Annotated in this window: 16 protein-coding genes; 10 read left to right on the forward strand and 6 right to left on the reverse strand. The window is 46.4% G+C overall.

The window, feature by feature from the left end:
• The first annotated feature begins 1 nt into the window (after nt 1).
• The 3 genes from H735_RS20280 (at nt 2) to H735_RS20290 (ending at nt 1,142) form a co-directional block, all read left to right on the forward strand.
• Nucleotides 2-349, forward strand: a complete 348-nt coding sequence (locus H735_RS20280) for a gamma-glutamylcyclotransferase family protein (protein ID WP_005437357.1) — start codon at nt 2-4, stop codon at nt 347-349.
• A gap of 64 nt (nt 350-413) precedes the next feature.
• Nucleotides 414-752: a DUF2799 domain-containing protein gene (locus H735_RS20285; RefSeq protein ID WP_020196538.1), complete on the forward strand. Its 339-nt coding sequence runs from the start codon at nt 414-416 to the stop codon at nt 750-752.
• A 30-nt stretch (nt 753-782) separates the two neighbouring features.
• The gene (locus H735_RS20290) at nt 783-1,142 is read left to right on the forward strand and encodes a DUF2799 domain-containing protein (protein WP_009707810.1); all 360 of its coding nucleotides are present in this window, start codon (nt 783-785) and stop codon (nt 1,140-1,142) included.
• Nucleotides 1,143-1,206: 64 nt separating this feature from the next.
• Here the strand turns inward: H735_RS20290 and ppa are convergent, their stop codons facing one another.
• Nucleotides 1,207-1,737, reverse strand: a complete 531-nt coding sequence (gene ppa / locus H735_RS20295) for an inorganic diphosphatase (protein ID WP_020196539.1) — start codon at nt 1,735-1,737, stop codon at nt 1,207-1,209.
• Nucleotides 1,738-1,862: 125 nt separating this feature from the next.
• A complete protein-coding gene (gene fbp, locus H735_RS20300; protein ID WP_005430527.1) occupies nt 1,863-2,879 on the reverse strand; it encodes a class 1 fructose-bisphosphatase in 1,017 nt (338 codons plus the stop codon).
• A gap of 313 nt (nt 2,880-3,192) precedes the next feature.
• On the opposite strand from fbp, the gene mpl reads away from it, so the two are divergent.
• From mpl to thiQ, 5 genes are all read left to right on the forward strand, one after another.
• A complete protein-coding gene (gene mpl, locus H735_RS20305) occupies nt 3,193-4,551 on the forward strand; it encodes a UDP-N-acetylmuramate:L-alanyl-gamma-D-glutamyl-meso-diaminopimelate ligase (RefSeq protein ID WP_020196540.1) in 1,359 nt (452 codons plus the stop codon).
• Nucleotides 4,551-5,189, forward strand: a complete 639-nt coding sequence (locus tag H735_RS20310; protein ID WP_005450501.1) for a flavin prenyltransferase UbiX — start codon at nt 4,551-4,553, stop codon at nt 5,187-5,189. The genes mpl and H735_RS20310 overlap by 1 nt, the downstream gene beginning before the upstream one ends.
• Nucleotides 5,190-5,439: 250 nt before the next feature.
• A complete protein-coding gene (gene thiB / locus H735_RS20315) occupies nt 5,440-6,432 on the forward strand; it encodes a thiamine ABC transporter substrate binding subunit (protein WP_020196541.1) in 993 nt (330 codons plus the stop codon).
• A gap of 14 nt (nt 6,433-6,446) precedes the next feature.
• Complete coding sequence (gene thiP / locus H735_RS20320; RefSeq protein ID WP_080641596.1) at nt 6,447-8,033, forward strand: thiamine/thiamine pyrophosphate ABC transporter permease ThiP; 1,587 nt, start codon at nt 6,447-6,449, stop codon at nt 8,031-8,033.
• Nucleotides 8,033-8,737 (forward strand): thiamine ABC transporter ATP-binding protein, encoded by a 705-nt coding sequence (gene thiQ / locus H735_RS20325; RefSeq protein ID WP_020196543.1) that lies wholly within the window; start codon nt 8,033-8,035, stop codon nt 8,735-8,737. The genes thiP and thiQ overlap by 1 nt, the downstream gene beginning before the upstream one ends.
• Before the next feature lie 92 nt (nt 8,738-8,829).
• Here thiQ and H735_RS20330 read toward each other — a convergent pair whose 3' ends face one another.
• The 4 genes from H735_RS20330 to argR all read right to left on the reverse strand — a co-directional run bounded on the left by H735_RS20330 (nt 8,830) and on the right by argR (nt 14,010).
• Complete coding sequence (locus H735_RS20330) at nt 8,830-9,267, reverse strand: universal stress protein (protein ID WP_005437370.1); 438 nt, start codon at nt 9,265-9,267, stop codon at nt 8,830-8,832.
• 44 nt (nt 9,268-9,311) lie between these two features.
• The gene (locus H735_RS20335) at nt 9,312-11,891 is read right to left on the reverse strand and encodes a TRAP transporter permease (protein ID WP_020196544.1); all 2,580 of its coding nucleotides are present in this window, start codon (nt 11,889-11,891) and stop codon (nt 9,312-9,314) included.
• A 295-nt stretch (nt 11,892-12,186) separates the two neighbouring features.
• Nucleotides 12,187-13,155, reverse strand: coding sequence for a TAXI family TRAP transporter solute-binding subunit (locus H735_RS20340; protein ID WP_005437372.1), 969 nt, complete (start codon nt 13,153-13,155; stop codon nt 12,187-12,189).
• Between the two features lie 384 nt (nt 13,156-13,539).
• Entirely contained in the window at nt 13,540-14,010 is a 471-nt protein-coding gene (gene argR / locus H735_RS20345; RefSeq protein WP_005430583.1) for a transcriptional regulator ArgR, read from the reverse strand.
• A 358-nt stretch (nt 14,011-14,368) separates the two neighbouring features.
• Here argR and mdh point away from each other — a divergent pair, with 358 nt between their 5' ends.
• Both mdh and H735_RS20355 read left to right on the forward strand, forming a co-directional pair.
• Complete coding sequence (gene mdh, locus H735_RS20350; RefSeq protein ID WP_020196545.1) at nt 14,369-15,304, forward strand: malate dehydrogenase; 936 nt, start codon at nt 14,369-14,371, stop codon at nt 15,302-15,304.
• Between the two features lie 133 nt (nt 15,305-15,437).
• On the forward strand, nt 15,438-15,629 hold the full coding sequence (locus H735_RS20355) for a hypothetical protein (RefSeq protein ID WP_020196546.1): 192 nt from the start codon (nt 15,438-15,440) through the stop codon (nt 15,627-15,629).
• Nucleotides 15,630-15,696 lie beyond the last annotated feature (67 nt).

Raw genomic sequence — 15,696 nt, forward strand, 5'->3', positions numbered from 1 at the left:
TATGCAGCATTTGGTTTTTGTGTATGGCACCTTGCGCAAAGGAGAGCACAACCATCACTTTTTGAGTACTGCCGAATTTCTTGGGCATCATCAAACCGATGCCCAGTTCGCGCTTTATGACTTGGGGCCTTACCCTGCTCTGTCGACGGGGCAGCAAGTCATACAAGGCGAAGTGTACTTGATTGATAATGACACCTTGGTTGAGCTAGATAAGCTGGAAGATGTGCCGGTCGAGTATCGAAGAGAAACCATTGCGACGCCATTTGGCCAAGCTTGGATCTACTTATATCAAGACACAGAACAACTTACGGAAGAGATAGCATCTGGCGATTGGTGCCAACGGGTGTGAACTATACTTAGACCAGTAACGTATGCATTGACGATATATACAACAAAGACTTGGGAGGTCTGCGATGAAATATCTTTCACCAATCATACTGCTGCTACTGGTCGGTTGTTCAAATACCGCGCCACCTAGTGGCAACGACAGCATGGAATGGAAGCAATATGGTATGCAGCGTGCAGAAGCGGGCGATACCAAACTTTCTATGCAAGAGTTCAATAAAGACGATGAGCTATACATGGCTTACAGTAATGGTTACGAAAGTGGTCGAGCTAATTACTGCGCTCAAGATGCTTTTACACTCGGTGAAAGTAGGCGTTATTACCGTGGTATCTGTGATGACCTAGACGACCGATTCCGTCGTGAATACGAGTTGGGTCGCACAGCAAAGGGCAGTAAACGTTACTAGCAAGCAATCAGTAAGATGTAAGGAGTGATTATGAGATTATTCGTGGTCGGCGCTATGTTACTTTTCCTCAACGCTTGTGCTCAGACAACGTTACCAACCTCTGTGAGCGTGACAGACTGGCAGGCTTTCGGTAAGCAATCAGCGTTGGACGGAGCGATTGAATTATCGGAAGAGCGCATCGCCAAGTTAGATGACACTAATCGTGCTACTCCTGAACTCATCACGGCATACAAAACTGGCTATCAAGAAGGTAAACAAGAATACTGTGAGCAAAGTGCTTACATTCTTGGTGTACAGGGCGCGCCTTACTTTGGTATCTGCGATGACGTTGATCCATTTTTTCAAAACGATTATGAATCAGGCAGGCTATCGACGGCTGGTGGTTACTAACGATATATCGTGAAAAAAAAAAGAGCTGCCTGTGTGCAGCTCTTTCTCTTTTTAACGTTCGCGATTATTTACTTTGCGCACGCTCGTAAGATTCTAGGATTTCTGCTTTTGCGGCAGCAACATCTGCCCAATCATCCACTTTTACCCATTTACCAGCTTCAAGCTCTTTGTAACGCTCAAAAAACTGTGTGATTTGGGCTTTGAGTAGCTCCGGAATATCGCCCACATCTTGAATGCCTTCGTACTCTTTTGAGATTTTTGAGTGCGGGACAGCGAAGACTTTCGCATCTTCACCCGATTCATCTGTCATCTTCAATACGCCAACTGGGCGGCAACGAATAACAGAACCTGGCATCAATGGGTAAGGAGTTGGCACCAGCACGTCCACTGGGTCACCATCGAGAGAAAGAGTGTCGTTCACGTAGCCATAGTTACATGGGTAGAACATTGGCGCAGACATGAAACGGTCGACAAATACAGCACCAGTGTCTTTATCTACTTCGTATTTGATTGGATCCGCGTTAGCAGGGATTTCGATAACGACATAGATATCGTCAGGCAGTGATTTACCTGCTGGTACGTTGTTTAAGCTCATTTGAATATTCCTTTTCATTGAGGATTAAGCGTTTAGAGGCTTAATCTGGCTAACATTTACGCAGTTCACTTTAACTACAAAAACGCGGCAGGTAAACACCCGCCGCGTTGGACAAAGGTCTGAAATTAGTCTTCTTCGCGATTCAGCTCAAGAAACTCTTCGACCTTGTTGACCATGTTCTTGGAACCCACAAAGAAAGGCACACGCTGGTGCAGTTCGGTCGGTTTCAAATCCATAATGCGGTTTACACCGTCAGACGCCAGACCGCCAGCTTGCTCAATTAAGAATGCCATTGGGTTGCACTCGTACAACAAGCGCAGCTTGCCTTGAGGGTGGCTTTGTGTGCTTGGGTACAAGTAGATGCCGCCTTTCAGCAGGTTACGATGGAAGTCAGCCACCAGTGAGCCGATGTAGCGAGATGTGTATGGGCGACCATCTTCAGGCACATTCTCCTGGCAGTACTTGATGTACTTCTTCACGCCCTGCGGGAAGCGGATGTAGTTACCTTCGTTGATCGAGTAGATCTTGCCATCTTCTGGGATCATCATGTTTTCATGAGAAAGACAGAAGCTGCCAATCGATGGATCGTAAGTGAAGCCGTTTACGCCATTACCCGTGGTGTAAACCAACATAGTAGATGAGCCGTAAATCACGTAGCCCGCCGCCACTTGTTTGTGACCAGGCTGTAGGAAGTCTTCTTCTGTTGGCGGGGTACCAATAGGAGAAACTCGACGGTAAATAGAGAAAATCGTACCGACTGATACGTTCACATCGATGTTTGATGAGCCATCGAGTGGGTCCATTAGTACAACGTACTTTGCGTTTTGGTTGAGTTCTTTGTTGAACGCAACCGCTTCATCTTCTTCTTCACTTGCAACGCCACACACTTGGTCACGTGCTTCAAGTGCTGCTTTGAACTTGTCGTTCGCGTATACATCAAGCTTTTGCTGATCTTCGCCTTGCACGTTTTCCGTACCTACAGCGCCGGTGATATCACCAAGACCTGCCGCGTTGATTTCGCGGTTAACAATTTTGGCAGCTAAACGAATGGAAGCTAAGAGAGATGAAAGATCACCGCTAGCGTGGGGGAAATCCGCTTGTTTCTCAACAATGAATTCGCCTAGGGTGCGCAGTCCTGACATGGTTTATCCTTACATTTTTCATTTCGTTGGGGGTGTCGCGCAATGGATCATCTCTTTATGGATGTTAAACGATTGCGCTAGATGTAAGTTTATGACGCGGATCTTATTAATGGTAATGAAGTAACCGACTGAGATCTCAATTTATTTGTCTTATTGCATAAGAAGTCTGTCACTTGGTTAATGCTTGGTCAGTCAGTACTAAGCCCTGTCAGATTTGTGAAAGAGACTGCACGAACAGGGCGAAAGGCACTCGCTTTTCTGGTGGTTATCACGATAATGAAAGGATTAAAGAAAGCATTACAAGGTTAAGTTTATGCACATTCATATCTTGGGTATCTGCGGCACGTTTATGGGCGGTGCGGCAATTTTAGCGCGTCAGCTAGGTCATAAAGTGACGGGTTCGGATGCCAACGTTTATCCACCAATGAGCACCCTGTTGGAGTCTCAAGGTATTGAAATTATTGAAGGCTTTGACCCTTCTCAGCTTGACCCTCAACCTGATCTTGTCGTGATTGGTAACGCAATGAGCCGTGGTAACCCATGTGTTGAGCATGTGTTGAATACCAATATGCGTTACACCTCTGGCCCACAGTGGTTACAAGAGTTCTTATTGCACGATCGCTGGGTTCTGGCGGTATCGGGTACCCATGGCAAAACCACCACTTCAAGCATGCTGGCTTGGATCTTAGAAGACTGTGGCTACCAGCCGGGTTTCCTTGTCGGTGGTGTGTTGGGTAACTTTGGTGTGTCGGCACGCTTAGGTGAAAGTATGTTTTTCGTCGTTGAAGCGGACGAATACGACAGTGCTTTTTTCGATAAACGATCTAAGTTTGTTCACTACCATCCACGTACATTGATCATGAACAATCTTGAATTTGATCATGCAGACATCTTCGACGATCTTGAAGCGATTAAGCGTCAATTCCACCACTTAGTGCGCACTGTCCCGGGGAACGGTTTGATCCTTGCACCGAAGCAAGATCAGTCGTTGCAAGACGTGATCGAGCGCGGTTGCTGGACAGAAAAGCAGTTCTCTGGTGTTGATGGTGATTGGCAAGCACACAAACTGGTTGTTGATGGTTCTAAATTTGAAGTGTTGTTGCAAGGCGAGAAAGCGGGCGTCGTAGATTGGGACCTTGTTGGTGACCACAACGTGGATAACGCTTTGATGGCTATTGCTGCTGCGCGTCATGTTGGTGTCGCTCCTGAGTTAGCCTGTCAGGCTTTAGGTCGCTTTATCAATACCAAACGTCGCTTAGAGCTGAAAGGTGAAGAGCAGGGCGTGACGGTTTACGACGATTTTGCTCATCATCCAACGGCGATTGAACTGACATTGGGCGGTTTACGTAACAAAGTTGGCGAAAAACGTATTCTTGCCGTTTTGGAGCCACGCTCAGCGACGATGAAGCGCGGTGTTCATAAGAATACTTTAGCGGCTTCTCTGCACAGTGCTGATGAGGTGTTCCTCTTCCAACCAGACAACATTGAGTGGTCGGTACAAGAGATTGCCGACCAGTGTAAACAACCTGCTTTTGTGGACGCAGAGATGGACAGCTTTGTCGCAAAAATCGTAGAACAAGCACAGCCGGGTGACCAAATCCTCGTAATGAGTAATGGTGGCTTTGGTGGTATCCACGGCAAGCTTCTAGAACAACTGAAACAAAAAGCTTAATGACATCTATGCAGCAAAAAGTAACCCCTAAAAAAGCCATCACATTAGCACTAACGGGCGCCTCTGGTGCCCCGTATGGGCTCCGTCTTCTTGAATGCTTGGTTGCCGCGGATTACCACGTCTATGTGCTGATCTCTTCGGCTGCGCGAGTGGTAATGGCGACCGAACATGACCTGAAACTACCAAGCGGCCCTGAAGCGGCGCAAAAGGCGTTAGTTGAGCATCTCAACTGCAATCCAGATAACATCACCGTTTGTGGCAAAGACGATTGGTTCTCGCCAGTGGCGTCAGGCTCAGCTGCGCCAAAGCAAATGGTGGTTTGTCCATGTTCTGCCGGTAGTGTCGCGGCTATTGCACACGGCATGTCGGATAACTTAATTGAACGTGCTGCCGACGTGGTGATGAAAGAACGCGGACAGCTTTTACTTGTGGTGCGTGAAACGCCATTCTCGACGCTGCATCTTGAAAACATGCACAAGCTCTCGCAAATGGGCGTCACCATTATGCCGGCAGCGCCGGGCTTCTATCATCAGCCTAAGAGCATTGAAGACTTGGTTGACTTTATGGTGGCAAGAATTCTCGATCACCTCGGTATTGAGCAAGGCTTGGTGCCACGTTGGGGTTATGACCAACGTTGATTGTGTAATCAATAAAAGACCTTTACAATCCATCCAACTCATCGGGGAGCAAACCCATCAGGTATTGATGTTATCAATGCCAAGGGGCGCTGAGACCTAATTGTTTAACATTGTTGAGCAGACAGGGACCCGTATTACCTGAACCAGATAATGCTGGCGTAGGAATTGAGTCTGGATATTGGAAGTCCTAAATACCGCCTCAACCCTGTGCCGCTCAACTCATGTTAATAATGCAAATGGAGAGCGAGCAGTGAAAACCACTCTTAGTCTGATTGCCCTTGCAACCATCACTTCTACTTCAGCGTTTGCCGCTGAAAATACCCTAACTGTCTACACTTACGACTCTTTCGCTGCCGATTGGGGACCGGGTCCTAAAGTTGAAAAAGCGTTCGAAGCCAAATGCGGTTGCGACGTTAATTTCGTTGCGCTAGATGACGGTGTTTCAATCCTTAACCGCCTTCGTTTGGAAGGAAACAACAGCAAAGCGGATATCGTGTTAGGTTTGGATAATAACCTGATGGCGGAAGCGAAAAAGACTGGGCTTCTGGCTGAGCACAACGTTGATACATCAAAGACGACCTTGCCTAACGGTTGGGACGATAAGACCTTCGTACCATATGACTACGGCTACTTTGCGTTTGTATACAACAAAGAGAAGTTGGCGAACCCTCCCAAGAGCATGAAAGAGCTGGTGGAAGAGCGTGATGATCTGAAAGTGATTTACCAAGACCCTCGCACTTCGACGCCGGGACAAGGTTTGATGTTGTGGATGAAGTCTATTTACGGCGATGATGCGACTCAAGCGTGGAAGCAACTGGCGACTAAAACGGTTACGGTTACTAAAGGTTGGTCAGAAGCTTACTCGATGTTCTTGAACGGTGAGTCAGATTTAGTGCTGTCTTACACGACTTCTCCCGCGTACCATTTGATTGCAGAAGATGACGCGAAATACGCAAGCGCAGATTTTGCCGAAGGGCACTACATGCAAGTGGAAGTGGCGGCTAAGGTGAAAGGCTCAAAGAATGCTGAGCTAGCAGATGAGTTCATGAACTTTATTTTGAGTGATGATTTCCAATCTGCGATGCCAACAGGTAACTGGATGTACCCAGTGACTGACGTTGAATTACCAAAAGGCTTTGAAACTCTGAGCGTACCAAGCAAACCACTGAGCTTTAGTGCAGACGAAGTAGCGAAAATGCGCAAGACTTGGATTCGCGAGTGGCAAAGCGCATTGACGTTCTAATATAGGTTCTACTTTTGAATTCTGTTCCGAAAATAGGGTTAGGGGTCGCGATGATTATCGCGACCTTTGTTATTTCTGCCCTTGGTGCTTTGATTGTCCAAGCGCCTTCACTTGATGTGTCTATGGTGTGGGGAGACCCATACTATCAGCACGTCACCAAATTCAGCTTCTACCAAGCTTTCCTTTCTACACTATTGAGTGTTGGCTTTGCTATTCCTGTAGCTCACGCACTTTCTCGACGTGAGTTCTTGGGGAAGTCTCTATTACTCAAGTTGTTTGCGTCTACCTTAGTTCTGCCTGTGCTGGTCGGTGTATTTGGCTTATTGGCGATTTACGGTAACAGCGGCTTATTAGCGCAATGGCTGAAAAGTATCGATGCTGAGCTGCCGTTTTCCATCTATGGCCTGAACGGTATTTTACTTGCGCATGTGTTCTTCAATATGCCTTATGCAGCGCGACTCCTTTTGCAGGCATTAGAGTCGATACCTGCAGAACAACATAAACTGTGTGCACACCTTGGAATGAGTCATTGGGACAAGTTTCGTTGGGTGGAATGGCCACGCCTAAGGCAGCAATTACCACACGTAAGCGGCTTGGTGTTTATGCTTTGCTTTACCAGTTTTGCCACCGTGATGGCATTAGGCGGCGGACCGAAATCGACCACCATTGAACTCGCCATTTATCAGGCGATTAAGTTTGATTTTGATCTGCAGGCTGGAGCGCTTTTGGCACTGTGGCAAATGCTACTATGTGGCTTGTTAGCAATTGGCGTACAGAAGTTGACGAAGTCAGTCTCAGTAAGCGCTGGCAGCACATCGGTACAGCAATATTTAACGAAGGATCATGGGTGGTCAAAAGCTTGGGATAGCTTTTGGATTATGGGTGCCTTTTTACTAGTTATACCGCCGCTTGTGATGGTGGTGTTCAGTGGTATCAATCAGCAAGTTTGGTCGGTACTGACCGATGAGCGTTTTTGGTCAGCACTGTTTAATTCACTCAAAGTTGCGGTACTGGCGAGCTCTCTTGCCGTTGCAGCATGTGTATCGATTTTGCTGACCAGTCGACGTTGGCGATTGCTGTATAAAAATACTCGTGCCGATCAAATTGAGCTTATCGGAACCATCATTTTAGTGACGCCAGGTTTGGTGATTAGCACTGGACTGTTTTTACTGCTGCGTTCGTTTACTGATGTATTCAGCTTAGCGTTTTTTGTCGTTATTTTGGTCAACGGCTTGATGGCCTTGCCATACGTCATCAAGACGTTATCTCAACCTATGTTGCACATTGAGCAGCAATATCAGTACGTGTGCGCCAGCTTAGGCATGCGTGGTTGGCAACGATTTAAAGTCGTGGAATGGCAAGCACTGCGTAAGCCGTTTGCCCATGCTTTTGCTATCAGCTTTATGTTTGCGATTGGTGACTTAAGTGCGATCGCTTTGTTTGGCGGGCAAGAATTTAGAACCTTACCGCTGTATTTATTCCAACTGCTCGGCAGTTATCAAATGGATGCAGCAGCGGTTGTGTCGGTTACCTTGCTATTACTCAGCGTAGGCTGCTTTGCTGTGATTGAAAAAGTATTAAAAACAAAGGGGAAAGCATAATGTTAGTGTTGGATGATGTTCAGTACACCTATCAACGTGAGCTATTTCGCTTTGATTTAGAGATTAAACGCGGACAAATCGTATCGCTGATGGGACCGAGTGGTGCAGGTAAATCAACGTTGCTCGCTTTAGTCGCTGGATTCATTAATCCTGACCTGGGCGATATTTTGGTTGATGGCACATCTATCGTGAGCAAAGAGCCGTACCAGCGCCCGTTTTCAATACTGTTTCAAGAACACAATCTGTTTGCTCACCTGTCAGTGAGGGACAACATTGGTTTAGGGTTGCATCCGGGGTTAAAACTTACGGCAGACCAAAAGCTTCTTGTCGAGCAAGCAGCCAAGCAAGTCGGCGTTGCTGAGTATTTAGATCGCTTACCGGAACACCTTTCTGGCGGTCAGCGCCAACGTGTGGCACTTGCACGTTGCTTTGTTCAGCCGCATTCAATGTGGCTACTTGATGAACCTTTCTCTGCACTTGATCCCGTGTTGCGTGAAGAGATGCTGACACTGGTTAAACAGCTTGCGACTGATCGTGGTATTACCGTGTTAATGGTAACGCACCACTTGAGTGATGCAAGAGCGATTGCGAGTCATTTTGCTTTTGTCGCTGGTGGTCAGGTCGAAGCGTCAGGTGACATTGATGAATTAGCGGTATCGCACTCTAGCGATGTTTTAACCGCGTTTGTGCGAGCGGCGGGGTAGAGCGCCGTTTATATTTGATGAATTATGCTTTAGAAAAACAAAAGGCTGATGTGAGCATCAACCTTTTTTATTTGGGAGTTTGAATGAGTACGTTAGCCTTGTGGCTTCACTACCATCACATTGATTGGTGAATTCTCTACCACTTTGCTCGCTACAGAGCCCAACATCACTTTGTTGATCTTTGAGCGTTTGTGGCTTGGCATGATGATAAGGTCGGCACCTAAGCGCTCAGCGTAATCAAGGATGGTTGCATACGCTTTGCCTTCTGCAACGTGTACTTTGTAAATCACTTCATCATCGATGTGCTGGTCAGCAAACGTTTTGAGTTGTTGCTTCACGTCTTGCTTCATCTTCGCTGCCGCATCTTTCGGGAAGTAAGTTGCGACCATCGACATATGAATGCCAGGCAGTACAGTCAGTAAGTGAACTTCCGCGTTGGCTTGTTTTGCTTGCCAAACAGCCAGCTCAACAGCTCTGTCAGAGAAGCCTTGGTCATTTAGATCAACCGGAACAAGAATTTGTTTATACATTCAGTGTCTCTCATCATAGCCCCTTGTCCTCGGGGCCTAATCGGTTATGCGCTCAACTGTTCCCTACGAGCACGACGTTTTTGGTTCATGGCAAGTACCAGCAAGATCATTAAGCAAGGCACAAATACCCATTCTTTCATTGGGCGCTCTGCGTCTTGAACAATCCATTTGATCTCCCAGTCGAAGTCGACGCCAGACGATTCTGCCGGACTACCAAACTCGACCATGTCTACGATCATTTTGCCGTCGTTCTCGGTTAGCATTAGGCCCATAGAAGAGATGCGCTCTTCTGCAGTTTTTGCTTTATCTTCGAACGGAAGACGTACCGTTTTCTCTACGTAGTCTCCTTCTAGGTTTTCACCTGCGACTCGTAGCTCAATGGATTCTCCTACATTTAGCCCTTCCGTGATTTGAGCTATCTCAACCCCAGGGGAAAGAACTTTTGCAGGGTAGATCATGTCCCACCAGAATCCTGGACGGAAGAAAGAGAACGTCAGTACAAGCAACAAGATGGTTTCCCACCACTTGTTACGTGTAAACCACCAACCTTGCGTCGCTGCTGAGAAGATCAACATCGCAATGATTGAGGAGATTACGGTGAGAGCAAGGTGCCACCAAGTGTCGATACCCATCAACAAGAGTTGAGTGTTGAAGACGAACATGAATGGCAGAATTGCGGTTCGAATATCGTAGGTAAAGCCTTGAATACCCGTTCGAATTGGGTCGGACTTAGCAATAGCTGCCGCTGCAAAGGCTGCCAGACCTACCGGAGGCGTATCATCAGCTAGAATACCGAAATAGAACACGAACAAGTGCACCGCGATTAGTGGGATGATCAAGCCATGAGCTGCACCCAGAGTTACGATAACTGGAGCCATCAGAGTTGATACCACGATGTAGTTTGCCGTCGTTGGCAGACCCATACCAAGGATTAAGCTGATCACTGCAGTAAACAACAGCATTAGGATGATGCTACCGCCAGAGATGAACTCGACGAAGTCTGTCATCACCAGGCCAATACCGGTTAGTGTTACTACACCAACAACCGTACCGGCTGCAGCCGTTGCCACACCGATACCGATCATGTTTCGTGCACCAGATACCAAGCTCTCTGCTAGATCGACAAAGCCATCTTTCGTTTGCTGAGCCAAGTCACCTTGTTTTGATAACAAAGCAATCAATGGGCGTTGCGTCAGCAAGATAAAGATCATGAACACGGTTGCCCAGAATGCTGATAGGCCCGGAGAGAAGCGCTCTACGGTTAAACACCAAACCAGCACAACGATTGGTAGCAGATAGTGCAGGCCAGATTTAATCGTCGGACCCGGATCCGGAACCTCGGTGAGTTCTGCATCAATTTCAATTGCGCCGTCTTTGGCGTGGTTGGCTGAAATTTTCACCAGACCGATGTAAGCAATCAGTAGTGCTACGGTTACGATAGGCGTTGCTGCATCGCCGAAGACATCTTTCGTCCAACCCACACCGTAGTAAACCAAAGCGCTAATCACGCACAAGCCGAGAATGGTGCCAGTAAATGACAATAGGCTTTGTAGCATGGTCGGGTTATGGCGACGAGGAAGGCCAGTCATACCGGCTTTACATGCTTCAAGGTGAACGATGTAAATCAAGGCGATGTAGGAGATAAGCGCAGGAAGTAGGGCTGCTTTAATTACCTCTACGTAAGAGATACCAACGTATTCCACCATTAGGAAAGCCGCGGCACCCATAATAGGTGGTGTAAGCTGACCGTTAGTTGAGGCTGCAACCTCTACTGCACCGGCTTTTGTGCCAGGGAAACCAACTCGCTTCATCAACGGAATGGTAAAGGTACCTGTAGTTACAACGTTGGCAATCGATGAGCCAGAAACTAAACCCGATAGACCAGACGCAACAACCGCCGCTTTTGCAGGACCACCCTTCATATGACCAAGCAATGAGAAAGCGACTTTAATGAAGTAAGCACCAGCCCCGGCACGTTCAAGCATCGCACCGAAGAGTACGAACAAGAATACAAACGACGTTGATACGCCAAGTGCAACACCAAATACACCCTCTGTCGTTAACCATAGATGCGACATCGCTTTGTTTAAGCTAGCGCCTTTATGGGCAATGACGTCTGGCATATATGGGCCAGCAAAGGTGTAAGTTAAGAATACCGCTGCGACCACCATGAGTGGTGGACCTAATGCACGGCGGGTTGCTTCAAGTAGCAATACCATACCAGTAACCGAAACGACGATATCTACCGTCGTAGGTGCTCCGGAACGTCCTGCTAACTCGGTATAGAAAATATAAATGTAAGCCGCAGCAAAGCTACCCGCGAGCGCTAATACCCAATCGATGAGTGGGATATGATCACGCGGAGAGTTCTTCATTGCTGGGTAAGCAGTGAAAGCGAGAAAAGTGGCAAAAGTTAGATGAATTGCTCGCGCTTCAGTGTCGTTGAGTACGCCAAAATTAAAAATAAATGGCAGCGGAGAGGCATACCATAATTGAAATAGCGACCAGCACAGCGGAACGAACCATAAGATTCGACCTTGCATGCCCATTGGGCTACGCGCACCTGTATCTGCCTGAGCCACCATCTCTTGCACATCTTGTGACGGAGTGTTGTTCGTCGCCATGTACTTTTTCCTTATTATTGATGGTCCTGTCTGTATTGTGTATCGAGAACCGCGCTTCGCTATAACAGTGTAGTGAATAGAGCGAAGTTTGCTTTCGAGTGAATCGCTACAATCCTTCAACCCATTGATTCATAGGTATGGAAAAGTGCGTTTTCTTTTTCTTAGGTGTGTGAGCGCGACTTCCGGGAGAAATCGGCAAAATTGAACAAAGTATGCTGGTTGAAGGTGCTCGACCAGCATACTCAATCAGACAGAAAACCATCCTTTTCTGTCTGAGCTTGAAGTTAGTAGTTGCTTACTTAAGCAGGCCTACTTCTTTGTAGTATTTCTCTGCACCTGGGTGAAGAGGGATTGAAAGGCCAGCTTTCACCATGTCTTCTTTCTTCAGGTTTGCAAATGCAGGGTGTAGACGCTTGAAGGTATCGAAGTTTTCGAATACCGCTTTTGCAACGTTGTAAGCTACGTCATCTGAAACGTCAGAAGTCGTTACCATTGTTGCCGCAACACCAAAGCTGTTTACGTCTTTGTCTGTACCACGGTACATGCCAGCAGGCACTGTGCTGAACGCGTAGTAAGGGTTATCAGCAACGATCTTCTCGATTTCTGGACCAGTTGCAGGAACTAGCTTCGCATCACAAGAGGTTGTTGCTTCTTTGATTGAACCGTTCGGGTGACCAACCATGTAGATAAAGGCGTCGATCTTGTTATCACATAGTGCTTGAGAACGTTCTGAACCTTTTAGTTCTGATGCAAGTTTAAAGCTGTCGTTAGTCCAGCCCATAGCATCCATCACTACGCCCATTGTCGCGCGGTCACCAGAACCAGGGTTACCGATGTTTACACGCTTACCTTTAAGGTCTTGAACGTTTTCGATGCCAGAATCTGCACGTGCGATGATGTTAAAAGGTTCGGTATGAAGAGAGAACATTGCACGTAGTTTTTTGTACGGGCCTTGTTCAGCAAACTTACTCGTACCGTTGTAGCCATGGTACTGCCAATCCGATTGCACGATACCAAAGTCTAGCTCGCCAGCACGGATTGTGTTGACGTTGTAAATTGAACCACCAGTCGATTCTACTGAACAACGGATGTTGTGATCTTTACGACCTTTGTTCACCAATTTACAAATAGCACCACCAGTAGGGTAGTAAACACCTGTAACAGAGCCGGTACCGATAGTAATAAACTCTTGAGCGTTAACTGCGCCTGCGCCCATAACTGCTGCAGCGATAGCGCCTACTTTAAGAAGTTTGTTAAATGCCATGAATTTCCCTTCCTTATATTCATTATTAACCCGGAAATAACCAAAAATTACTTCAGGAGTTTCCTATTTGGAAACGGCATCTTTTCCAATCCAATCGTTTGAAAAAGCGAGCGAATCATAACAAAAAATTGGCAGAAAATTATCCGATTGTTAAAAACTATAGCGAATAAGTCTAAAGTGTGCGTTGGTATGTGGGGATAAATTCGTAGACTAATTCTTTTTAGAACAATTACTTATCTTGCATGTTGGCGAGGGTATTAAAAAAACCAATAGCGTGATGTAAATCACAAATAGGATGGGTGGAAAATAAGCTAAAAAATCAAAAAATTTACATTTTTCATGGGCTACAAAATTCAACTAATTTCATAGCCCACAAACAGTTACTTAGCCTGTGTACTCGAAAAGTTCACACACAGATTTGAACAATTGTTCTGTAGAAACTGGCATTGTCGGGGTAATGAAGATGGTGTCATCACCAGCAACCACACCTAAGATGCCTTCTGATTTGCCTAATGAGTCCAGTAGGCGAGCAATCAACTGAGCGGCACCTGGGCCGGTGTGGATAACGACAAGAGCTGCGTTATGGTCGATATCTAACACCAGTTCACGCAAAGAGCTGCTAACTGTTGGGACGCCTAACTCTGCTGGTAGGCAGTAAACCATTTCCATTTTTGCGTTACGTGTACGTACGGCACCAAACTTAGTCAACATGCGAGAAACTTTGGATTGGTTGATACTTTCAAAACCTTGTTGTTTTAGTGCATCAACGATCTCACCCTGTGAGCCAAAGCTCTCTTCTTTTAATAAGGCTTTAAAAGCGCGAACTAAGTTATCTTGTTTTTCTGAATTGCGCATAGTCGTTATGATTCTCTTATCAAGGGTCAGCAATTTTGCATATTCTCGCATAGATATTCATGTAGTGCCAAAAAGTCACGACATTATGTTAATTCCATCACTGTAAACCCTAAACAGGATAGGGTTCTTTAAGTATGAAATTGTTGACCTATTTATTGCACTGAATTTCTTGTCATTTCAACAGAATAAACGAATAATCAAGCCTTTGTTTGTAGCACGGTAACAGCGAGTTGCGCGAGGTCGCAAAGCTGGCGTTAATTGATTGTAATCAAGTTGTGATTTCGATAGCTTTATTTCAGCTGGTTACAAAATACCCTACGAATACGTTTATAAGAGAAATACTCTCAAGGAGAACTACATGAAAGTAGCCGTTATTGGTGCCGCTGGCGGCATCGGTCAAGCTCTGGCCCTTCTACTTAAGAACCGTCTTCCTGCAGGTTCAGATTTAGCCCTATACGATATTGCTCCAGTAACTCCTGGTGTGGCTGCAGATCTTAGCCACATCCCAACTCCGGTTTCTATTAAAGGTTACGCTGGCGAAGATCCAACACCTGCACTTGAAGGTGCGGATGTTGTTCTAATTTCAGCTGGTGTAGCTCGTAAACCTGGTATGGATCGCGCGGATCTGTTCAACGTAAACGCTGGCATTGTTAAGTCGCTAGCGGAAAAGATCGCAGTTGTATGTCCAACAGCATGTGTTGGTATCATCACTAACCCAGTGAATACAACAGTGCCAATCGCTGCTGAAGTATTGAAAAAAGCAGGCGTTTACGACAAGCGCAAGCTGTTTGGTGTAACAACACTGGACGTTATCCGTTCGGAAACCTTCGTGGCTGAACTAAAAGACAAAGATCCAGGTGACGTTCGCGTTCCTGTTATCGGTGGTCACTCTGGTGTGACGATTCTTCCTCTTCTATCTCAAGTCGAAGGTGTTGAGTTCACAGCTGAAGAAGTTGAAGCGCTAACGAAACGTATCCAGAATGCGGGTACAGAAGTAGTAGAAGCGAAAGCGGGTGGCGGTAGCGCAACTCTATCTATGGGCCAAGCTGCATGTCGCTTTGGCTTAGCGCTAGTACGTGCTCTTCAAGGTGAAGAAGGCGTAGTGGAGTGTGCTTATGTAGACGGTGGCAGCGAACATGCACCATACTTCGCACAGCCTGTGAAGCTAGGTAAAGACGGCGTAGAAGAAGTTCTAAGCTACGGTGCGCTAAGCGACTACGAGAAGTCAGCATTAGATGGCATGCTAGAAACACTAAATGGCGATATCAACATTGGTGTTGAATTTGCGAAATAAGCGTCTTTTTATATACGTTAATTAAAGAAGACAATTTAAATTGAAAGCCGATCTGATGATCGGCTTTTTTGATCCTTTCACCTTATCTCGCGTAACAGAGTCTGAATCGGGTAACTTTGTGAAGGAGAGGGTGATGGAAGCAAATCGAATCCGTAAAGGTATGGTCGTTGAGTGTCAGCAAGGTGTCGGTACGATTTTAGTCATCGACCAAGAGGCAGAAACAGTGCTGCTCGCTAAGCAAGGTTCAGAAGAGCAACTTGCAGTTAGTTTCGATGAAATAGAAGACAATCCACAGCTTCACGACAGTTGTGACCGTTATTACTAACGAAACATCGCTTGAGCGCCAAACAATAATGAAAAGGAAGAGTAACACTCTAATGCCGATCAGTTAA

The organism is Vibrio owensii CAIM 1854 = LMG 25443 (assembly GCF_000817815.1).
GTDB classification, from domain to species: Bacteria; Pseudomonadota; Gammaproteobacteria; order Enterobacterales; family Vibrionaceae; genus Vibrio; species Vibrio owensii.